We start from the raw sequence: 21,640 nt of genomic DNA on the forward strand, positions 1-21,640 counted from the left end.
ACGTTTGGTCATGATGAAGACAAAGGGGGAGAAGGCAAATGGTGTTTCAGTTTTTTCAAAAGCTAGGCAAATCATTTATGCTTCCAATCGCTGTGCTTCCGGCAGCAGGGATTATTTTGGCTATTGGGCGGGAGGATGTATTCGATATCCCGTTTATTCATGCGGCAGGGAATGCTATTTTTGCAAACTTGGCTTTAATTTTTGCAATGGGTATAGCGATCGGCATTGCAAAGGATGGTAATGGGGCAGCGGCATTATCAGGTGCGATCTCTTATTTTATTTTATCAGCTGGTACAACGTCGATTAATTCAACGAACAATATGGGGGTATTGGGCGGTATTTTATGCGGGCTATTGGCAGGGTATGTGTACAATCGCTTCAAGGATACAAAACTGCCGGAATACTTAGGGTTCTTTAGCGGAAGACGGCTTGTGCCCATTATGACCGCACTTTTCACCATTCTATTAGCAGCCGTTTTCGGATATGTATGGCCTCCGATTCAAAGCGGGATCAATGGTTTAGGGGAATGGATTTTAAGTCTTGGTGCGACGGGTGCAGGGCTGTTTGGTTTCTTTAACCGATTGCTCATTCCATTAGGGCTTCATCATGTGCTGAATAACTTATTTTGGTTTCAATTCGGGGAATTCAGCGGGGCAACAGGGGATCTAGCGCGATTCTTTAAAGGAGATCCAAGTGCGGGTGTCTTTATGACCGGGTTCTTCCCAGTGATGATGTTCGGTCTGCCAGCGGCATGTCTAGCCATGGTTGTGACCGCAAAGCCTGAAAAGCGAAAAGCTACAGCTGGCTTGATGATTGGGATGGCGCTTACGTCATTTATTACAGGGATCACTGAACCAATTGAATTTTCATTTATGTTTTTATCTCCACTCTTATATGGTGTCCATGCTGTGCTAACAGGTCTTTCGCTCTTTATTGTGAACACCATTGGAATTCATAGCGGCTTCGCCTTTTCAGCAGGAGCGATTGATTACGTTTTAAGCTTTGGCATCGCACAAAAACCACTCATGCTGCTCGGAGTTGGGGTGCTTTATGGCATTGTGTACTTTGTCGTTTTCTATTTCCTCATTAAACTGTTAAAGCTCAAAACACCAGGCAGGGAAGATGATGACATTGAAGATATTGCAGCCGATGATACGAAGACGGCAGGTGCGAGTATGCTTGTAGAGGGACTTGGCGGCAAAGACAATATCACCACGATTGATCATTGTGCCACTCGTCTACGTTTAACAGTAGAAGATACACATTTATTAAATGAAGGCACATTGAAAAAAGCAGGTGCCAAAGGGGTACTGACTTCAGGGAAATCCTCCGTACAAATCATCATTGGAACGAATGTAGAATTTGTCGCAAATGATCTCCGCAAGGAAGTCGATCGAGATTGAAAAAAGCGTTCAGCCAGGTCAAATGGGCTGAACGTTTTTTTGTTTGCGCTGTTCGATCACCAGCACAATACTGATGACAACAAGTAAAAACCAAGAACTGATTTTCCCAAGATGTACGAGAGACCAAGCGTGCTGTTGATTTGGATATTGCCATGCTCCTAAAAAGGTGGTGACATTTTCGGCAATCCAAATGAAGAAACCAATCAGCAGAAATGAGACGACAAGCGGCATTCGAAAGGTAGAAGAGCCAACCTGAAACGAGACGGACGTTTTTCGAAACACGACAACAAGCAGCAATGTCAGCCACCACCTGAGATCATAGAGCCAATGATGCGTAAAGAAATTGAGATAAATGCACAAACTGATCCCGATTGAAAAAAACGGATGGGGCCATGAAGCCATCTGCACTTGAAGTCGGGACAGTGCCTGATAAATATAGCTTGCTACACTCGCATACATAAACCCGCTATAGAGCGGAACCCCAAAGACCTTCGTATAAGCTTCTTCAGGATAGGACCAAGAACCCATATGTACTTTATACATTTCTAAGCCAATTCCAATGAGGTGAAATAGACAAATCACCTTCAGTTCATTCAATGTCTCCAGCCGAAGCGTCAGCATGAGAATCTGTGCCAGGAGGCAAAGCAGTAGAATGAAATCATACCGGTGAAGAAAAGGAATAGCCACCATCTTTGATAGGGCAAGCGCCGCAAAGATCATGACGGGGAATAGACACGACATCGCCTGTAAGTAAGCAAAATGGAATAATGTTTTCATACAAAGTTAAACCCCTTCTTATTGTCTGAAATGACTTAGACGGTTTTAGCAAGGGAAAAGTTTACATCACATAGATATTCATGAACAATTTGTGAATATCTATGTGAAAAAGATCACAAATTAGAAACGGAATAGTATAATAAGATCATAAATATAATGTGAAATATTTCACATAAATTAAAAGGAGGCATCATCATGTTTACAAAATTCTTACAAACGAATGTATGGGCAGCGGTTATCCTTTTGGCAGCAAGACTTTATATCGGATGGACTTGGCTGACATCTGGTATAGGAAAACTAACAGGCGGATTCGATGCATCAGGATATTTACAATTTGCGATAGCTGAACCTGTTGTCAAAGATGGCCATTTAGTGTATCCGTTCTATGTATGGTTTTTAGAAAATGTCGCTTTGCCGAATGCGGGACTATTCAGTGCCATGGTCATGTGGGGAGAAATCTTAGTAGGTCTAGGATTAATCGTTGGATTGTTCACAACAACTGCAGCCTTTTTCGGAAGCGTGATGAATGTCTCTTTCTTACTAGCTGGTACCGTCTCTGTCAACCCGCTTCTCTTGCTCATTGCCATCGTCATCATGGCAGCGAAAGGGAATGCAGGCAAATTTGGACTTGATTATGTCGCAGGTCCAGTCTTGAAACGAACAATGAAAAGAAAGCCGCATTTAGAAGTGGCTTCATAATAAAGAAAAAGCATCCTCAGCTTCTGCTCAGGATGCTTTTTTATTTAGGAATCGGCTTTCATCAGGTTAATATGCAGGACGGTGAGTTTATGCTGATTTATATCTGGGTCATGGCCGACGATAAATTCAAGCTCATAATCTCCAGTTCGATACACGTATTTTTTCTCTTTTGTCTGAGGGATGGTGCTGACCGAATCCGCTGGTCCAAGTTGTTTCTTTAATAGGGAAGGGGTCATCCCGCCGATATTCGTTTCTTTTTCTACATTTGTACCGAAATAACGGATTTCGTCAATTTTGCCTTTTGCATCATAATGAAAAGCAAATCCCGGATTCCCCATTTCAGCATGATACAAATCAAAGCTGCTGTGACCTGTTTCTGGATATGGATTTCCTAGTTTATGATGAACGTCTTTTTTTGTTTGAACACCAATTTTTAGTCCTTCTGCATAGTACGGCATTTGTCCTTTATGTGCCAGCTCATACACGTTGTTTAATGTGTTTTTCGGACCTTGAGGAACGGATTGTTCTACTGCTGTTTTGGTCATGGCGTGTGCTGAGACCGCAGGGCTGAAACCAATTAGGGCGGACGAAGCGAGTAAAGCAGTCACGACAAAAGCGGTTGTTTTTTTCAAGATAAATCCCTCCTTCTTCTTTCTATACCCGGTGCAATAGCGGTCAAACGTGAAAAGAACCAGCTGATCAGGGATCGGCTGGTTCTTAAAATGAGAAAGTTATTTTGATGAAGAGCTGGATTCATCTTTGGCGGAAGAGGAATCTTCTTCATCCTGTACTTTCTTTGTATAGTCATATTGATTGCGGTCAATCGGTGTAAAGCCTTTAGGCTTGTAGAAACGGAGTAAATCTTCGGTGACGATCTTATCAGATGTCTCCAGCATCTTTTTCACCGTTTCATTTTCTTGTGATGCTTTATCAGTCGGCTCAATTTTCTCGCCTGTTTTGTTGCTGTAATAGTTATTGCCTACTTTTGTGTAGTCCTTAGAGACGAAGTCACCGTTTCTAAATGGCACAAGCTCTTTGAAGTTCTTCGATAAGATATCAGAACCAGACATTAAATAGTTCTTCGTATCATCGCCGAGCAGGTGCAGAAGGGTTGGTGCGATATCGACTTCTCCAGAGTATTTATGAATCTGTCCGCCTTTTACCCCTGGAACATGAATAAAGAGCGGCACACGCATGAGCTGCGCATTTTCATAATCTCCGATTTTTTGTCCTGTCACTTTTTCCATCGCTTCATTGTGATTTTCAGAAATGCCGTAATGGTCTCCGTACATAATGACGACTGTATTGTCATAGAGACCTGATTTTTTCAAGTCGTTGAAGAACTGTTCAATGGCTTCATCTAAATAATGAGCCGATTGGAAATAGTTATTGACGACAGAGTCTCCGAAGTCACCAGGTTCGAAATCGGTATCACCTTCATCCATTCCAAATGGGAAATGGTTCGATAACGTAATGAATTTCGAATAAAACGGCTGCTTCAAGTTTTCGAGCATTGGCATGGATTCTTTGAAGAAAGGTTTGTCTTTCAGCCCATAGTTCTTCGTATCTTGCTCATTCATATCGTAGTACTCAGAATCGTAAAATCTGTCATATCCAAACGACTTAAACATTTCATTACGGTTCCAGAAGGTTTTCGTATTGCCGTGGAATTCTGCTGACGTGTATTGATCCTTCTTCAAGATGCCAGGAAGTGCTTGATACGTGTTTTGCGCTTTGTTAATAAAAACAGAGCCCTGTGATAATGGGAATAGCCCAGTATCCATCATAAATTCAGCATCAGACGTCTTTCCTTGTCCTGTTTGATGGAAGAAGTTATCAAAGTAAAACGTTTGGTTGTCGTGTGCCAATGAATTAAGGAATGGCGTCACTTCTTTTCCGTTTACTTTGTAATCAATGACAAAGTTTTGCAGAGATTCAAGAGAAATGGTGATCACGTTCATGCCTTTCGCTTTCCCGTAATACGCCGGGTTAGGATCAGCGCTGTTCGCTTTTAAATAGTTCTCTACATCTGTCACGTCATTTGAATTTGCCAGAGCACGCTGGCTGTTTGATTTCACATTTTGAATGGCATCAAACACAGTAAAGTTATAAGCACCTAAATATTTAACTAAATAATTGCGGTCAAACGATCTTGATAAAAGCTCTGGTCGATCAATCTCTGCGGCGACTAAGTTCATCACAAAGATCACAACAGAGGACACAAGGACGAGTCTAAACGATTTTGACTTTTGAACAGGTACAGTAGCTGTACTTGTTTGCTGCTGCTTTTTCATGCGGACTGCGAGTACGATCAAAATGATTGTATCCATAAAGTAAAACATATCAGTCCAACGCATGAGTGAAAATGCACTATCACCTAATTGTCCGCCATTCGTTCCTGCCTGCATCACGGTAGGCAGCGTGATAAAGTCATTGAAGAATCGATAGTACACGATGTTTGCGTATAGTAAAAAAGACATGAAAAAATGAATCACAATGATAGCGGCAGGCTGCCATTTTTTCTTGAACAATAAAGCAAAGCCAAGAAAGAACAAGCTGGAGCTAATAGGATTCACGAAAAGCAAAATATGCTGAAGCACATTTGATATACCAAGTTTAAATTCAATTAAATACGCTGAATACGTTTTGAGCCAAAGTAAGATGGCTGCAATAACAAAGAAGCCGAGGCCTCGTTTTTGAATAAATGTTTTCATAAAAACACTCCTTTTCTCCGATACACGGAAGAGGCGGAACGAAAGAAAACGAACCATTAGAATATACCATGAAATGCTCAAATAGAAAAGTGTTAACCGGAGAAGAGCGTCAGCAGCCTGTCCGAGCAATAAAAGGGAAGAAAACGAAAATATTCGCTCTTCGAAAAACTTTTTATGAAATTCATCCTATTATTAACAGAAAATTCAGCAATTTCCCAGTTGCTATATCAATAAAACAGGTAAAAAGACACAAGCCTAAAGAATTAATTTGGTTTCTACAATGATGATTTAGAGAGTATTTCCAGTGTTTCTTAATGTTTATGCAGGTTAAGTAAAAAAAATGAGAAAAAGAATGGAGGAGGAACATGGATGAAATTTCCTTCTATGAGATATATCAATATATTTTTTTGTTTCATCAACATAATGTTTTCGATGTGTTTTGTAAGGGTTTTATTTATTTTGATGAATGAACAAATTATCTAAATATACTTAAGTGAACATTTCGAGACTATAAACTTTTAAATTGGGGTCGATATAGACTTTGACAGGAAATCTTCCATTGAAAGGATTGATAGTATATGACTGTACGAGCAGAGAACCTCGTTCAGAACTGGTTTCCGAGTGAGGACGGAAATGCAGCAGAGCGTAAAGAACTCATCAAATTGATGGAGCAGATTGTTTCAGGGGTCGATCATCTGAAAGATCCGAACCGTGCACACCTAAAGGGTGAAAAGAATCGTGGAGAAGATTTTTACCAAAAGCTCACTGAAACAAGTCAAATTCCGGTGAACGGCCAACAAGCGGAACTTGTGAATGAAGAATTACTGAAGCTTTTACATAACCATCCATACCACACAAAGTATTTCTTCACGAACATTTTGCCAATGGCAAGTACACCAGGAATTCTAGGCATGCTGACGGCCATGCTGGTAAATGGAAACAACCTATGGGATGTTTATGGACCAGCAGGAGCGGAAGCTGAGGTCAGAGTGGTCTCAATGATGTCTAAGCTCATCGGATATGATCCAAGTGTGAGCGGGGGATATACAACATGGGGAGGTCAGGGAGCCATTTTCTCAGGACTACGTTTAGCGATTGCAAAAGTTGCGCCGGAGTCACTACGGAAAGGTGTCCCGCAAAATCTTTATGCGTTTTGTTCTGATGCTGCACATTACAGCTTATTTAAGTCAATGGAAGCAACAGGACTTGGCACAGACAACTTGATCAGAATTAAGACGAATAAAGATCATTCGATGGATATGGAAGATTTGCGTTGTCAAATGGAACGTGTTGCACAAAATGGCGGAATTCCCGTTTATATTGTCGCAACAACCGGAACAACAGATGCCATTGCAATTGATGATGTAAAAGGGGTACGTGAAACAGCAGAAGCCATTGCTGAGGAGTATGGTCTACAGGTGCCGCATATTCATGCGGATTCAGCGCTCGGCGGATTCTTTGCTTTCTTTAATGAGTATGATGTAGCTGAAAACCCGCTGCAATTCTCATACGGTGTTCTTCGTATGCTAAAAGAAATCAAAGCGAAATTCCAGCATCTTTCTCTTGCTGACACGATGTGCTTTGACTTTCAAAAGCTCGGCCAAACACCTTACACATCTAGTTTATTCTTAGTGAAAAATGCTGCTGACCTAAAGCGTTTAGATCTGGAAGAACAAGAGACACCATATGTTGGTCATAGAGGCTACGGCGAATACCATACGGGTTATACACTGGAATGCTCAAGAATGGGAAGCTCTATCAGTATGCTGAGTGTGCTGTTAACGTTTGGAATTGAAGGCTACCAGCGCTTGCTCGGTCAATTCCTAGAGGTGAACCTTGCCTTTAGAGAAGCACTCAGTCAAGAAATTCCGCAAGCTGAAGTCGTGAATGATGACAACGTCGGAATGGCTACATTATTTAGAATTTACCTAGACGGCTCACCGCGTTTTCAAGAAGAGATTTCAGGCGAAGCGACTGCAATGGAAATTGAGCGGAATAATGAATTGAACAAAATGCTGTTTGAAAAGCTTGGAGAGAAAAGAGACGAAATGTTCTTTGGCGATACAACGAAGTTTTTACTTGTAAATGCAAAAGAAGGACAAGAATTCTATCTAAGTGTTAGTAAGTTTTTTGTTATCTCACCTTATACGTTACCAGAGCATATCCCACATATCGTATCTTATTTAAAAGATGTGATCGCATCTGTTTGTGGACAATTTGAACATGTACATGCTTAAATCAAATCTGAGAGTGGAGATGTAGGAAAAAATGGCGAAACAAAGGAAATTTGGAGGGTACACGATATCCTCTAAAATCATGTCAGTCGTTGTCGTAACATTACTCGCAACCGTTGCACTATTCGTTTTAACATTTTATCTAGTCAGCCAGGATTTATCATCCCAGTTATTAAAGCAATTTGATTATCGATTAACAACAGATATTGATACTGCAAAGAAAGAAATCGATAATTTGGATGGAAACGTTCTTGGCATTAGCGGGAAGGATGATCCCCTTTATGTGGAGGTCAAAAAGAAATTCAAGGAGCTTCAAGAAGATCATACGCTTGAGAACTTATACGTGCTATCTAATAAAGGCGGCAAAGAAAGAATTATTATATTAACTGGGGAAGAAAATGATTTTGATCAAGATTATGCCTTTTCAGATGAGATGAAACAAGCACTTTCTGAAGATAAAATGATCAAAAGTGATATTTACAAAGACTCATTTGGTACACATAAATCAGTCTTTTTGCCAATCAAAGATTCAGGCGGTGAACTGACGGGGATTTTAGGAATTGATTTAGATGCATCTGTTGTGCCTGAAACAACGAAGAAGCTGACGATCTATATCACGGTTGCATCTGCTATTGTGCTCATCGGTGGGTTGTTTTTCTCCTTTATCATGGGCAGAAGAATTGCGAAACCAGCACGTTCATTGATGGAATCAGCGAACCGAATTGCTGACGGTGATTTAACTGGAATGGTAGAGGTTGAAAGTAAAGATGAGATCGGTCAACTTGCCGCATCCTTCCAAAAGATGCAGGGGCGGATCAAAGAGCTCATTGCGAAGATCTCAAACTCATCTAGTGAAGTGTCGAAAATGTCCTCACAGCTTCGCACCGTAACGAATGAATCGAGTCAAAGTGCGCAGCAAGTGTCAGAAGCCATGACGAATATGAGTGAAGGAATCAATGATTCTGTCGCAAATATTACGGATTGTACAACATCCGTTGCAGAGATCGATACTCAAATCGAAGGTGTCACAAAAGAAGTCGATGAAATGAAATCTGTTTCATCTGACGTACAAGAGCAGTCAGAATCTGGTCAAAAACTAGTGAATCATGTGCTTGAGCATCTGAATATGTTACATGACAAGATGACCAACTCAAAGCAGGCAGCAGAAGAATTACAATCTCATTCCACGGAGATTGAAAGTGTCATCTCGATTATTACGGACATTTCAGCGCAAACGAATCTGCTTGCACTGAATGCTTCAATTGAAGCGGCACGTGTTGGAGAAGAAGGAAAAGGGTTTGCTGTTGTGGCAGATGAGGTGCGTAAGTTAGCTGAGCAATCAGCGGATGCGGCTAAAACCGTTTCAGACCTCGTCATCGGCACACAGGAAAACAGTCAGCGTGTTCTTGAAAGCGTAGAGGAAAGCAGTAAAGCAGTGGAAGAAGGACGTGAACAAATGGAAGGCACGTCACAAAACTTCGCTGTGATTTACGATGGCGTATCTCAGTTTTCAAGAAGAACGAACAATTTGCTTGCTTCTATTAAGCAAGTAGAGCAAGCATATCAAACGATTTCTACATCGATTGAACAAATTTCGGTTGTATCGGAAGAACACGCCGCCAGCTCTCAAGAAGTAGCGGCAGCAACAGAACAGCAAAGTGCTGGCATGCAGCAAATTTCAAGTGCGATTGAACAGCTCTCTGATATGTCAGAGGACTTAGCACAGATGGTTTCTACCTTCAAAATTGACAATAAATAACGAGAAAGCTGACTCTTGTGAGAGAGTCAGCTTTTTTGCTATGCTTAATCAAATCGTTGCAGATGAAAGGAGAAACGCCATGGATTTTGCACAGAGATTATCAGAAGAACGGATCAAAAAAGCGATGGATCACGGGGCTTTTGAAGGATTATCTGGCTTTGGCAAACCCCTGCCTAAAGATGATGCTGCTCATGTACCTGAAGAACTCAGAATGGGCTACAGGATGATGAAAAATGCTGGCTTTGCTGGGGAAGAAACAGCACTGAAAAAAGAACTCATGACCGTCAAAGAGCTTCTTCACTCCAGTATAGACGGAGAGGAAAGAAAAAAACTTTCTCTCATATGTGAAGAAAAACAAAAACGCCTGGATGAACTCACATCTAAGCGCCAAACTTTTGCCCGTCCAGCCTCCTCCTTTTATAAAAACAGGGTCTACAAAAAATTAACGGAGCATAAAAAAAGATGATGACACGCTGCCTCTCCTGAGCACATTGAGGGAGCTTTTTTTATGAAAGCGCTGCATTTTGTTGTTGACTACATGTATATACAAATATAAAATAAGAAACAAACATGTATATACAAGTTTTTTGGTTCTTTTTTCTTATAAAAAACGATCTCGGAGGGGATAGCATGGCTGATTATCAGGCAGCAGCAGATCAGATTGTGAAAGCCATCGGCGGCAAAGAAAATATTGATCAAGCAACACATTGTGTGACAAGGCTGCGCTTTGTACTGAAAGATGAAGGAAAGGTTGACGAGAAAGCACTTGAACAAATAGAAGAAGTGAAGGGATCTTTCTCAGCGAACGGTCAATACCAAGTTGTGATCGGCCAAGGGGTCGTCAATCGAGTATATGCTGAAATGGTGAAACAGACAGGGATTGGGGAAGCCACAAAAGAGGACGTTAAGCGTGCCTCTGATCAAAAATTAAATCCATTGCAGCGTGCAGTGAAAACGCTTGCGGATATCTTTATTCCGATTCTTCCTGCCATCGTCACAGCCGGTTTATTAATGGGGATTAATAATATTTTAACAGCTCCTGATATTTTCTTTGATCAAAAGTCGATTGTGGATGTGTATCCGGCATGGGCTGATTTAGCGAATATGATCAACTTGATTGCAGGCACTGCCTTCACATTCCTGCCCGCATTAATCGGCTGGTCAGCAGTGAAGCGGTTTGGAGGAAATCCGCTCTTAGGGATGGTCCTTGGGCTGATGCTCGTACACCCAGACTTATTAAATGCGTGGGGCTATGGAGCGGCTGAAAAGTCCGGTGAGATTCCTGTCTGGAATTTGTTTGGACTTGAAGTGCAAAAGGTAGGCTATCAAGGGCAGGTTCTTCCGATACTCGTCGCCTCCTATTTACTTGCAAAGCTCGAATTATTCATCACAAAACGGACACCTGAAAGCATTCAGCTGTTAGTGGTTGCACCGATTACGTTATTAGTCATTGGCTTTTTATCCTTTATCGTCATTGGACCTGTTACATTTGCAATCGGTAACGTTTTAACATCTGGACTTGTGGCTGTATTCCAGCAGTTCGCAGCACTTGGCGGTCTATTATACGGCGGATTGTACGCTGCATTAGTGATTACAGGGATGCACCATACGTTCCTCGCTGTCGATATTCAATTGATTAATTCCAAACTACATGGCACGTTTCTATGGCCGATGCTCGCACTGTCTAATATCGCACAAGGATCAGCCGCACTCGCGATGATGTTTGTTTTAAAAGATGAAAAGCAAAAGGGGCTCTCACTGACATCAAGTATTTCCGCTTACTTAGGAATTACCGAGCCAGCGATGTTTGGCGTCAACCTGCGCTATCGATTCCCATTTATTTTTGCACTCATTAGCTCTGGTTTAGCTGGTATGTTTATCGCCTCTCAAGGGGTGCTGGCAAGCTCAGTTGGTGTTGGAGGCATTCCAGGAATCTTCTCCATTATCCCGAAATATTGGGGCGCATTTGCGATAGGGATGGTCATTGTACTCATCGTCCCGTTCATTGGAACCCTTTTGTATGCAAAGCTAAAAAAGAAGAAAGATGTTTCACAAGAACTTAACTAGTGGTGGTGAAGGAAATTGAAACAACAAACAAACGAACCGTGGTGGAAAAAAGCGGTGGTCTATCAAATTTACCCGAAGAGCTTTTTAGATACAACGGGCTCAGGTACAGGCGATATCAATGGTGTGACAAAAAAGCTTGATTATATCAAACAGCTGGGGGCGGATTGTATTTGGCTGACGCCAATGTATGAGTCCCCGCAGCATGACAACGGCTATGATATTAGTGACTATACAAAAATCCATGACATGTACGGCACAATGGCGGATTTTGAACACATGCTGAAAGAAGCCCATGATCGAGGCATACGAGTCATCATGGATTTAGCCGTCAATCATACATCCATTTTCCATGAGTGGTTTCAAGCCTCACGCGAGTCAAAGGATCATCCTTATCGAGATTATTATATTTGGAAGGAGCCTAAAGCAGACGGATCACCGCCGAATGATTGGCAGTCAAAATTTGGCGGTCCAGCCTGGGAGCTAGATGAAGCAACGGGAGAGTATTATCTTCATTTATACGATGTCACACAGGCGGATCTCAATTGGGAAAAGGATGAGGTGCGCAGGCAAGTATATGACATCATGCATTTTTGGTTTGATAAAGGAATTGATGGATTCAGGCTGGATGTCATCAACAACATCTCGAAAGATCAACGCTTCTTAGATGACGCCGGACAGTCTGTGCAAGGAGACGGCCGGATGTATTATACGGATGGCCCAAGAATTCATGAGTTTCTGCATGAAATGAATCAAGAGGTTTTTTCGAAATATGACAGCATGACAGTCGGGGAAATGTCTTCAACGAATATCGCAGACTGCATTCGGTATACAAGACCGGATCGGCAGGAGCTGGATATGACGTTTAACTTCCATCATTTAAAGGTCGATTATCCAAACGGAGAGAAATGGGCCCTCGCACCATTTGATTTTCAGGAATTGAAGTCGATTCTGTCCGAATGGCAGACGAAAATGCATGAGGGCGGCGGCTGGAATGCGCTCTTCTGGTGCAATCATGATCAGCCGCGTATCGTCTCAAGATACGGTGATGATGAAACGTACCATCAGCAATCAGCGAAGATGCTGGCGACTACCATTCATCTCATGCAAGGGACTCCGTATATTTATCAAGGTGAAGAAATTGGCATGAAGAATCCTCGGTTTGAGGACATATCGTCTTACCGCGATATTGAATCACTTAATATGTATGAAGCCATGCTTGAAAAAGGGAAATCAAAGGAAGAAGCACTCGCCATTTTACAGGTCAAGTCAAGAGATAATGCGAGAACACCGATGCAGTGGACCTCAGAAAAGAATGCAGGTTTCTCAAAAGGAACACCTTGGATTGAGCCAGCCAATAACGACATTTCAGTAGAAGCTTCATTAAAGGATCAGTCGTCTATTTTCTATCATTATCAAGCGCTTTGCAGGCTGCGTAAAGAACTTGATGTGATCACATATGGAAGCTTCACTTTACTCTTAGCAGAAGATCCGAAGGTTTTTGCTTATGTCAGAGAAAGCCATGAGGAGAAGCTTCTTGTGATCAATCACTTTTATGCAGGAGAGACGGACTTTACGCTTCCTGATGAGCTTGTGCAGGCTATAGATGAGATGGAGGGGCAAGTGCTGTTATCCAATTATGAGGATGTACCGGCAGATATGAAGGGATTTACGTTGCGTCCATATGAGTCAATCGTTTATCATTTAACCAAACGCTAGAAAATGGGGCGGAGGGAAAATGAAAGAGAATAAGTTTCGAGTGATTTATGATCAGCTCGCAAGACGAATTGAACAAGGTGATTGGCAGGATAAAGGCATTCTGCCATCAGAGCATGAGCTGTCCTTGATGTACGATACGTCCCGTGAGACGGTGAGAAAGGCATTAAATATCCTTGTGCAAAATGGCTATATCCAAAAAATCCGCGGGAAAGGCTCTGTCTTGCTGAATCGTGAGAAAATGCAATTCCCAGTCTCGGGTCTCGTCAGCTTTAAAGAGCTTTCCCAAACACTTGGCCGAATGACCGTTACGACGGTTCACGAATTTGGTTTAATCAAACCGGATCAGTATATTCAGTCTCAGCTGAAAATAAGTGGGCAGGAGGATGTCTGGGAAGTCATCCGCTCTCGCAATATTAGCGGAGAAGAAGTGATTTTAGACAAGGATTACTTTTTGCAAAAGCATGTGTCAGTCTTGTCGAAGGACATATGCGAAGGGTCCATCTACGAGTATATTGAAGGAGAGCTCGGTGTATCAATCAGCTATGCCCAAAAGGAATTTGTGGTAGAGCCATGTACAGAAGAGGACGCCAAGTATCTTGATTTGAACGGGTTTGACCATGTCGTCGTCGTGAAAAATTACGTGTTCTTAGAGGATACAAGTTTATTTCAATACACGGAAAGCCGTCACCGATTAGACCGCTTCAGATTCGTCGATTTTGCAAGAAGAGAAAAAGTGGACAGAGCATAGGCTCTGTCCATTTCAGGTTTTGGGAGAAGGAGAGAGATAGACGACGAATAGATCACCATTTTTAGGAGGAAAGATGATTAGATTAAATAGACCACTAAAATTAAGAGATTTAGAAATATTCAGCGTGATGAAAGATCATCAGATTTTATGCTACGTCATCATTGAAGATACGCGAAAACCGTTTACGGAAGAAGACAGAAAGCTAGAACCATTATGTTATATGGATGAAGAAGATATACAAGCGATTTTGAATGTTTTTCATAATTCCATTATCAATGATGAAAAATTAAGTAAAGAGGATTTAACTCTTGTAGAAGATTATTTTGCTGATTTTGTAAATAATACGAACTTAACGAATTTTATTATAAGAGATTATGTTTTAAAGGATTTATATGATGTCGATGATGAAAATGACATCATGTTCTTTAATAGAATGCTTCGTCATATAGGGTCAGATGATGTGAAAGAATTTGACGACCGCAATTGGATCTATTTATCTCAAGATTGATGTCTTATTCCATAAAAAGTGGACAGAGCATAGGCTCTGTCCTTTTCCTTTAGGATGATACATTTTTTCTTGTACGCTTGCGCTGGTAGTAATAAAGGATACCGCCTGCGGCGAGCATGAGCACGCCAATCAGTACAGCTGTATACATCATCGTGGCTGTATTCGGCAGTGTGCCGCCTTGGAGGCCGGTTCCATCTTGGTTTGGATCTGTACCTGTGCCTCCGCCTGGTGCTGATGTTTCGCCGTCTCCACCAGTTTGATCTGGAGTTGTTCCAGCTGCCCCGCTTTGGTTGAGGACGGTGTATTCGCTGAAGTGCTCAGTTTGACCTGATGCGACTCCGTTTTCAAATGATCCATTACTAGTTTTGGCGTAACGATTTTTCTTGCGATCCACATAATACACACTAGGTTTTTTCGCTTTTTGAGGCTCGTCTAGTGTAAAGGATAGAGTGACCGGGTCTTTAAAGGTCGAAACCTTTTTCTTGTCTTGTTTGATTTGGAAATCATACGTATCCGTTAATGCGTTTTTCACTTTATCCGTCTTTGTCATCCATATATCTGCGCTTTTCTCGGATAAATTCGAGAGCGGCAATGCAAGTCCCACTTTGTCATGATAGATGGTCACGTTTGGATCTTGCTCTCTTTTCTTCAGCTCTGCTATTTGCGCTTTTGATAGAGACAATTGAACGTTTTTCGCTTTGCTTGCTTTGTCTAGATAGAGCAATGCTTTGTTTGTATGCTGCACATATGTTTGGAATTTCTTATCATCTTGAATGTCATAAGCGCCTTTCCCTTTCGCACGAGGAAGGAACACTTCTTTCACCCTGTGATCGATAACAGGCGAAATCTGCCCGTCTGCCTTTTCAATTTGCTCTTTGAAGATTTCATAGTCGACATACCCTAAGTCTTCGCCATGAGAGGCTTCTGTAAAGACGCTGTAGCCGTCGCCGCCTGTGCCGACAAATGCGTTTGTAGCTACGCGGTATGTTTTCTCATCATCAATGTCTGTCAGTTGACCTTTTTGGTCTTTCAGTTTCACATCAATCAGTCTGCTGCCAGCTGGTTTACTGAGTGTAAACGTATATTCTATGCCAGCTGCATGAGGGAATGCGCCTCCGCCTTCCTCTATGCCTGACAGCCCCTGTTCGAGTGCTTTTTTAATTTGACTGCCTTTTAAATCTGCGACATAAAGTGTATTTCCGAAAGGCATCACCGTTAAAATATCACCTAAAGTGATATCTCCTTTTTCAATGCTGCCTCGAATACCGCCGCCGTTTGTGATGGCAAGGTCAGCACCGGCAGATTCTTGCGCTTTCTGCAGCATGCCGTCGGCAATAAAGTTCCCAAGATTTGTTTCCTTCGCACGGACGTGCTCGCGTTGTCCGTCTAATAGGACATCTGTATAGCCGACTTTTTCTGTTTTTAAATCTTGAATATCTGCTTTGTACCCATCAAGGATTGCTTTTGCATCTGCATCTTCTTTGACAGAGTCATCAATAGAGATCAGGTCAAAAGAAGATTCTTTTGGCTGTACGACGCCTTTTTTGTCAAAGGCTACGTCTACTTTCCCTAAAAATTGTCCGTAGTCTTTCACCTGAGCGACAATTGTAGGTTCTTTTTTATTGATGACCTTTAATTTTTCAACAAGTGTGTGCGTGTGACCGCCAATGATTAAATCAATACCGTCAACTTTTTGAGCCAGCTCAAGATCACGATTGTAGCCAATGTGTGTTAACGCAATGATTTTATTGATTTTTTCTTCTGTTTGAATGGTGTTGACTGTTTCTTTTGCTTTCTTGTACGCATCTTTAAATTGAATGTTAGGACCGCTGCTGGATGTAATGGCTGTGTCTTCAGTCGTTAAGCCGAATACGGCCACCTTTTCACCATTAACATCAAGCAGGATGTAAGGGTAGATGCCGGCTTCTTTTTTCTCACCAGCTTTAAATGAGGCTGGTTTTTTCACTAAGTCGCTCAATTGTTTTTCCTTCGAGACATCCACGTTTGATGACACGACCGGGAATCGAGGCTTTTCAAATTGATGACGGTTTTTCGGATCGACATCTGATGCATCACCTGTCAGAAATTGACGTAGTACAGAAGGACCTTTGTCAAATTCATGATTACCAAACGTCATGGCATCGTATTTCATTAAGTTCATCAATTTCAGATCGGCAAGTCCTTGCCATTTTGTGAAGTATAGGTCACCAGAGAAGACATCTCCAGCGTCCAATAAAATATTGTTCTTGCTTTCAGCACGGATTTCTTTGATCTTTGTTGCGCGTCTTGCCGCATCATCAAGGTGTGCGTGTGTATCGTTCGTATGCATGACTGTTAAATTCCAGTTGTCTGATGAAGGCGGTTCTGTTGTTCCATCCTCTTTAAAGGCTAGCTTGTACACACCAAGACCATCTGTGCTTGCGTTACGAACAAAGTCTACGCTGCTTGATTTCTCAGCAAACGGTTTGGCTAAAAGAGAAGATTCAAATGTTAAAGTTGCGCCTTTCACCGGTGCAATGGCCCAGTTTTGATCAGCACTTGGGTTGATGGTTTTTTGTTCGATAATATAATCCATCAGCACTTGACGGTTCTCATCTGCTGAGGCAAGCACCACTTTATCTTGGGTCAGATGCGGAAAGCCTCCGCCGCCAGAAGCACGATAGTTATTTGTCACGACTAAAAATTCTTGATTGTCAGAGACTGTTTTCCCGTTGTAAGACAGGTTTTTGATGCGGTTTGCATTGGCGTTGACAAGTGTGCCTGTTGTGCTGTATTTAGCAGGCTGCGTCACATCGACTTGGTATGTCACACCATCTATTACATCAAAGTTATACGAGCGGTATTCCTCGTTTAAAATCGGCTGTTCTTTTGAAACGTTCGGTTTGATCTGATTAAACTGTCCGGCAGACATCTCTAACCAGTCTTTCACTTCACTGCCTCTCAGTTTCACAATCTGCACAGTGTTATCGTAAAGGTAGAGATCGCCGATGTTCTTAATCGCTAAATCTCCTTTTGCGATATTTGTATAATAATTCACACCGTTTCGTCCGCCTGCTTTAAACGGGGCACCTGCAGATAAAATCGGTAAATTTTGATACGCAGTGTCCTTCATTTTTTCTTGTGCATACCATTTTTGGGCATCTGTCACAATTTGAATCGAAGGGTCATCCATCACTTGAGCGAAAAAGCTATTAATGTCTGCTTCTGTTTTGCCAACAGGCTTTCTCACGTAATCAAGTGTGTTTTGATGCGTTGTTTGAATGGCATCTTTTACTGTGCTTTTCTGAGATGATACTCCGGCAACAGATTCGATCTTGCCTGTTCCGTCTGTGACCTTCCAGCTGCTGCCGTCAGGCTCTAGTGTTAAATCAATGACTCCGAGGTAGCTGCCCCAGTTTTTTGACATGACGACTGGGATGCCGTTGATGGTTCCTTTTGAGACGTTGAATTTGTCGACGCCGTTATATTCAGCGCTTGGGAATGTGCCATGCTGGTGGCCAGATACAATGGCATTGATGCCTTTTGTTTTCGTGGCAAGGTCAAAGATCATATTTTCTGATCCTTTAGGTGAAGCTGTTTTTTCAATTCCTGTATGGGCAAGAGCGACAATGACATCTGCGCCTTTCGCCTTCATTTCAGGAATGGTTTCATTGGCAGATTCGACGATGTCCTGCACTTGGACTTGTCCATCTAAATGCTTCTTATCCCACGTCATAATTTGTGGTGGAACGAATCCTATGTAACCAACTTTCACAGTTTGTGAGGCTCCGTTTGCATCTTTAAAGGTTTTATCTTGGATCACGTAAGGTGTAAAACGGTGTTCTCCATTTAGCTTTTTGACGTTCGCATTGACAATCGGGAAGTTGGCGCCCGCAATGGTACCGTCAAGGAAGGATAACCCGTAGTTAAATTCATGATTGCCAAGTGTTCCTGCATCGTATTTTAGTTTGTTGAGTGTATGAATAATGGGGTGAACCTTTGTTTGATTGATGATGCTGTCTTTCTCATGTTTGTAAACGTATTCTCCAAGAGGGGTTCCTTGAATCAGGTCTCCGTTATCAACAAGGAGTGTATTTGGGTTTTGTGAGCGGTGCTTGTCAATCAGCTCGGCTGTTTTTGCCAAACCGAATTCATTTGTTTCTTTGTCGCTGTAATAATCATAATTCATCATGTTCGCATGAACATCGGTTGTGGCTAAGATGCTGACCTTTACGGCATTGCCGTTTTCTGTTTCTGCATAAGTAGGTACTGCTGGGAGAATGAGACTAATCATCATAATGGAAGTGAGCAGAATAGACAGGTTTTTCCTTCGTTGCTTCTTCACCTGATCTCCGCCTTTCTAATTTTTTTGACCACAATACCTATTGTAGAAATGTTTCGTTAACTTTTGTAGTTATTTTTTGCAGATTATTGTAAAGATAACATAAATCATACGAATTACCTTGTTGAGGGAATGCGAATGAGTCGAAATGCTTATTTTTATCGTAAGGGGTTTTCTGATAGGGATAGGATGTTTCATTTCAACATGCCCGGGTATAGTGTGTAGTGTAAACGATAATCAAGCAGGAGGGTTTCTACATGGGTAAGAAAATTGCAGTTGTATTAACAGATTACTTTGAGGATGTTGAATACACCGAGCCTGCAAAAGCCTTTAAAGATGCAGGTCATGAAATCACAGTGATTGAAAACGAAAAAGGAAAAACAGTGAAAGGGAAGCAAGGAGATGCAGAAGTGAGAGTGGATGCGTCCATTGATCACGTGAAGCCTGAAGACTTCGATGCACTTCTGATTCCTGGCGGTTTCTCACCAGACATTCTGCGTGCAGATGATCGTTACGTCCAATTCACTAAAGCATTTATGGACGAGAAAAAACCAGTATTTGCGATCTGTCACGGACCGCAATTGCTTATTACAGCGAAGACGCTGGAAGGAAGAAGCGCAACTGGCTATACATCCATTCAAGTAGATATGGAAAACGCAGGCGCTAAATTTAAAGACGAAGAAGTTGTCGTTTGTCAGGATCAGCTTGTGACAAGCCGTACACCTGATGACATTCCAGCATTTAACCGTGAATCATTAAAACTGCTTGAGAAATAAACCGCAGTTATGACAGGATAAAAAAAGCCAGCACCTTGCGGGGTGCTGGCTTTTTCTGCGCATGATGTAAGGAAACTGCGTGCAGACCGCAAAGCAGCTTCCTGATGCACCATTATTTTCTTAAGTTTTTTAGCTCGCTTGCGATGGCTTGCATTTCACTTGGGCTGAATGAAGATTTTTTCATCACCATTTGGTGAAGAAATTCGATATCTTCGTACTTGTCTGGACTGAAGTCCTCGGCTTTGATGACTCCAATGTTCAGCATATTTAACTTTTGCGAAATGTCTTCAATCAGCTGATTGACTTCAGCCGCTTTTTGCTCTGACAAGGGCGGCACGTCCTTTCCTGCATATATGTCGAATAATATGTCTATTTTAACAGAAATGCAAAAGAATAAAAGGGCTATTAAGATGACACGGAGATGTTTTTCTCCTTTTTCTCCTGCTTAATCTTATCAATGATTCGTTTGGATTCAAATACGACAACCCCTGATAAACCGATGAGCCCGATTAAGTTTGGAATCGCCATTAGCCCATTGAGCATATCTGCCACACCCCAAACGAAGTCATTTTTAAACACGGCACCGAAAAAGACAGCAATGACAAACACGATGCGATAATACATGACGTACGAATCCTTCGCCAAATATGTAAAGCATTTTTCGCCATAATAGGACCAGCCAATGATGGTGGAATAGGCAAACAAGAGCAGACCGATTGCCACAATGGTTGAGCCAACTGGACCGAGGAAATGAGCAAAGGATAACGAGGTCAGCGCATCACTTTTCACTGTTAAATACATATCTGCCATGACAATGGTAATGCCAGTGATAGAACAAACAATGATTGTATCGATAAACACTTGCGTCATAGATACGAGAGCTTGACGGGCGGGCATATCCGTTTTCGCAGCCGCAGCAGCAATTGGTGCTGACCCAAGACCTGCTTCATTGGAAAATACTCCTCGTGCCACACCCCAGCGAATGACAGTTCCAATTGCACCACCTGCCACGGCTTGACCCGTAAAGGCATCTGAGAAAATAAGACCGACTGCGCCTGGAACGAGATCAGCATTCATGACAAGAATGATCAGACCGCAAATGACGTAAAATAAAGCCATGACGGGTACAAAAATAGATGTGACCCGGCCAATGCTCTTAATTCCGCCTAAAATCACGAGTGCCGTAAAAGCAGTAATGATAATACCTGTCACCCATGTTGGAATTTGAAAGGTAGAATTCATGACTCCTGAGATGGAATTAGACTGTACCAGGTTGCCGATCCCAAAGGCAGCACTGGCGCCGAAAACAGCAAATAGCACCCCTAGCCATTTCTGTTTCAAGCCATGCTCTAAATAATACATAGGTCCGCCAGACATTTCGCCTTTTTCGTTTTTGACTCTGTATTTAACAGCAAGAACAGCTTCTGCAAACTTAGTGGCCATTCCGAAAAATGCAGCAAACCACATCCAGAATACCGCACCCGGACCACCCGCTATAACTGCCGAGGCCACACCTACGATATTCCCTGTACCGACAGTTGCAGCAAGAGCCGTCATTAACGCTTGGAAATGAGAAATATCTCCTTCTGACATTTTGTCTTGTTTAGAAAAAGCGAGCTTTAAAGAATAAGGAAGTAATCTAATTTGAATGAAGAGAACGCGAAAGGTGAGGTATATTCCAGTACCAACAATTAAAATCAACAGGGGAGGCCCCCACAAAAAATTGTTCATCGTCGTGACAAACTGCTCAATTATTCCCATCTAATATCCCCCTTTGTTTGTGTAATTCTCCTAAAGTTTCTCCTGTTTTTGTGTAATTTGTCAATGGCGATGAGAGCTTTTCTTGCAAAGTTTCCAAAAGAAAAAGGGCTTGATATGATAGAGAAAAGGTTTTCGAAAAGAACTCTTAGGGAAAAGA

General features: G+C 42.0%; 16 protein-coding genes. 10 read left to right on the forward strand and 6 right to left on the reverse strand.

Going from position 1 to position 21,640, the window contains the following annotated elements:
* The first annotated feature begins 41 nt into the window (after positions 1 to 41).
* The gene (gene nagE, locus C6Y01_RS14920; protein WP_223249945.1) at positions 42 to 1,403 is read left to right on the forward strand and encodes an N-acetylglucosamine-specific PTS transporter subunit IIBC; all 1,362 of its coding nucleotides are present in this window, start codon (positions 42 to 44) and stop codon (positions 1,401 to 1,403) included.
* 18 nt (positions 1,404 to 1,421) lie between these two features.
* Here nagE and C6Y01_RS14925 read toward each other — a convergent pair whose 3' ends face one another.
* The gene (locus C6Y01_RS14925) at positions 1,422 to 2,180 is read right to left on the reverse strand and encodes a DUF817 domain-containing protein (protein WP_095286073.1); all 759 of its coding nucleotides are present in this window, start codon (positions 2,178 to 2,180) and stop codon (positions 1,422 to 1,424) included.
* 195 nt (positions 2,181 to 2,375) lie between these two features.
* On the opposite strand from C6Y01_RS14925, the gene C6Y01_RS14930 reads away from it, so the two are divergent.
* Positions 2,376 to 2,879 (forward strand): DoxX family protein, encoded by a 504-nt coding sequence (locus C6Y01_RS14930; RefSeq protein ID WP_034665187.1) that lies wholly within the window; start codon positions 2,376 to 2,378, stop codon positions 2,877 to 2,879.
* A 44-nt stretch (positions 2,880 to 2,923) separates the two neighbouring features.
* Here the strand turns inward: C6Y01_RS14930 and C6Y01_RS14935 are convergent, their stop codons facing one another.
* Positions 2,924 to 3,511: a YjgB family protein gene (locus tag C6Y01_RS14935; protein WP_106038424.1), complete on the reverse strand. Its 588-nt coding sequence runs from the start codon at positions 3,509 to 3,511 to the stop codon at positions 2,924 to 2,926.
* A 99-nt stretch (positions 3,512 to 3,610) separates the two neighbouring features.
* A complete protein-coding gene (gene ltaS / locus C6Y01_RS14940) occupies positions 3,611 to 5,593 on the reverse strand; it encodes a lipoteichoic acid synthase (RefSeq protein WP_034665184.1) in 1,983 nt (660 codons plus the stop codon).
* Between the two features lie 578 nt (positions 5,594 to 6,171).
* Here ltaS and C6Y01_RS14950 point away from each other — a divergent pair.
* The 7 genes from C6Y01_RS14950 to C6Y01_RS14980 all read left to right on the forward strand — a co-directional run bounded on the left by C6Y01_RS14950 (position 6,172) and on the right by C6Y01_RS14980 (position 14,625).
* Positions 6,172 to 7,830 (forward strand): pyridoxal phosphate-dependent decarboxylase family protein, encoded by a 1,659-nt coding sequence (locus tag C6Y01_RS14950; RefSeq protein WP_095286076.1) that lies wholly within the window; start codon positions 6,172 to 6,174, stop codon positions 7,828 to 7,830.
* A 31-nt stretch (positions 7,831 to 7,861) separates the two neighbouring features.
* A complete protein-coding gene (locus C6Y01_RS14955) occupies positions 7,862 to 9,586 on the forward strand; it encodes a methyl-accepting chemotaxis protein (protein ID WP_034665174.1) in 1,725 nt (574 codons plus the stop codon).
* 79 nt (positions 9,587 to 9,665) lie between these two features.
* Positions 9,666 to 10,052 carry a DnaJ family domain-containing protein gene (locus tag C6Y01_RS14960; protein ID WP_106038425.1) on the forward strand — a complete coding sequence of 129 codons (387 nt, stop codon included), beginning with the start codon at positions 9,666 to 9,668 and terminating at the stop codon, positions 10,050 to 10,052.
* A 164-nt stretch (positions 10,053 to 10,216) separates the two neighbouring features.
* The gene (gene treP, locus C6Y01_RS14965) at positions 10,217 to 11,653 is read left to right on the forward strand and encodes a PTS system trehalose-specific EIIBC component (RefSeq protein WP_034665169.1); all 1,437 of its coding nucleotides are present in this window, start codon (positions 10,217 to 10,219) and stop codon (positions 11,651 to 11,653) included.
* A 15-nt stretch (positions 11,654 to 11,668) separates the two neighbouring features.
* On the forward strand, positions 11,669 to 13,369 hold the full coding sequence (gene treC, locus C6Y01_RS14970) for an alpha,alpha-phosphotrehalase (RefSeq protein ID WP_106038426.1): 1,701 nt from the start codon (positions 11,669 to 11,671) through the stop codon (positions 13,367 to 13,369).
* Positions 13,370 to 13,388: 19 nt separating this feature from the next.
* A complete protein-coding gene (treR, locus tag C6Y01_RS14975; RefSeq protein WP_034665163.1) occupies positions 13,389 to 14,117 on the forward strand; it encodes a trehalose operon repressor in 729 nt (242 codons plus the stop codon).
* A 73-nt stretch (positions 14,118 to 14,190) separates the two neighbouring features.
* Entirely contained in the window at positions 14,191 to 14,625 is a 435-nt protein-coding gene (locus tag C6Y01_RS14980; RefSeq protein WP_106038427.1) for a terpene synthase, read from the forward strand.
* Between the two features lie 49 nt (positions 14,626 to 14,674).
* On the opposite strand, the gene C6Y01_RS14985 is transcribed toward C6Y01_RS14980, so the two are convergent.
* The gene (locus C6Y01_RS14985; RefSeq protein WP_223249946.1) at positions 14,675 to 18,901 is read right to left on the reverse strand and encodes a multifunctional 2',3'-cyclic-nucleotide 2'-phosphodiesterase/3'-nucleotidase/5'-nucleotidase; all 4,227 of its coding nucleotides are present in this window, start codon (positions 18,899 to 18,901) and stop codon (positions 14,675 to 14,677) included.
* Between the two features lie 302 nt (positions 18,902 to 19,203).
* Between C6Y01_RS14985 and C6Y01_RS14990 the strand changes: the two genes are divergently transcribed.
* On the forward strand, positions 19,204 to 19,722 hold the full coding sequence (locus C6Y01_RS14990) for a type 1 glutamine amidotransferase domain-containing protein (RefSeq protein ID WP_106038428.1): 519 nt from the start codon (positions 19,204 to 19,206) through the stop codon (positions 19,720 to 19,722).
* Between the two features lie 112 nt (positions 19,723 to 19,834).
* Here C6Y01_RS14990 and C6Y01_RS14995 read toward each other — a convergent pair whose 3' ends face one another.
* The gene (locus tag C6Y01_RS14995; protein ID WP_003214000.1) at positions 19,835 to 20,050 is read right to left on the reverse strand and encodes a DUF1128 domain-containing protein; all 216 of its coding nucleotides are present in this window, start codon (positions 20,048 to 20,050) and stop codon (positions 19,835 to 19,837) included.
* 77 nt (positions 20,051 to 20,127) lie between these two features.
* The gene (locus C6Y01_RS15000) at positions 20,128 to 21,483 is read right to left on the reverse strand and encodes an alanine/glycine:cation symporter family protein (protein WP_034665151.1); all 1,356 of its coding nucleotides are present in this window, start codon (positions 21,481 to 21,483) and stop codon (positions 20,128 to 20,130) included.
* Positions 21,484 to 21,640: the final 157 nt, after the last annotated feature.

This window comes from Bacillus sp. NMCC46 (genome assembly GCF_002998465.1).
GTDB lineage: Bacteria > Bacillota > Bacilli > Bacillales > Bacillaceae > Bacillus.

Bases quoted from the DNA above. Each gene is read 5' to 3' on its own strand.
- C6Y01_RS14925 (WP_095286073.1), bottom strand. From the start codon at position 2,180: ATGAAAACATTATTCCATTTTGCTTACTTACAGGCGATGTCGTGTCTA.
- C6Y01_RS14930 (WP_034665187.1), top strand. From the start codon at position 2,376: ATGTTTACAAAATTCTTACAAACGAATGTATGGGCAGCGGTTATCCTT.
- ltaS (WP_034665184.1), bottom strand. From the start codon at position 5,593: ATGAAAACATTTATTCAAAAACGAGGCCTCGGCTTCTTTGTTATTGCA.
- C6Y01_RS14950 (WP_095286076.1), top strand. From the start codon at position 6,172: ATGACTGTACGAGCAGAGAACCTCGTTCAGAACTGGTTTCCGAGTGAG.
- C6Y01_RS14955 (WP_034665174.1), top strand. From the start codon at position 7,862: ATGGCGAAACAAAGGAAATTTGGAGGGTACACGATATCCTCTAAAATC.
- C6Y01_RS14960 (WP_106038425.1), top strand. From the start codon at position 9,666: ATGGATTTTGCACAGAGATTATCAGAAGAACGGATCAAAAAAGCGATG.
- treP (WP_034665169.1), top strand. From the start codon at position 10,217: ATGGCTGATTATCAGGCAGCAGCAGATCAGATTGTGAAAGCCATCGGC.
- treR (WP_034665163.1), top strand. From the start codon at position 13,389: ATGAAAGAGAATAAGTTTCGAGTGATTTATGATCAGCTCGCAAGACGA.
- C6Y01_RS14980 (WP_106038427.1), top strand. From the start codon at position 14,191: ATGATTAGATTAAATAGACCACTAAAATTAAGAGATTTAGAAATATTC.
- C6Y01_RS14985 (WP_223249946.1), bottom strand. From the start codon at position 18,901: ATGATGATTAGTCTCATTCTCCCAGCAGTACCTACTTATGCAGAAACA.
- C6Y01_RS14990 (WP_106038428.1), top strand. From the start codon at position 19,204: ATGGGTAAGAAAATTGCAGTTGTATTAACAGATTACTTTGAGGATGTT.
- C6Y01_RS15000 (WP_034665151.1), bottom strand. From the start codon at position 21,483: ATGGGAATAATTGAGCAGTTTGTCACGACGATGAACAATTTTTTGTGG.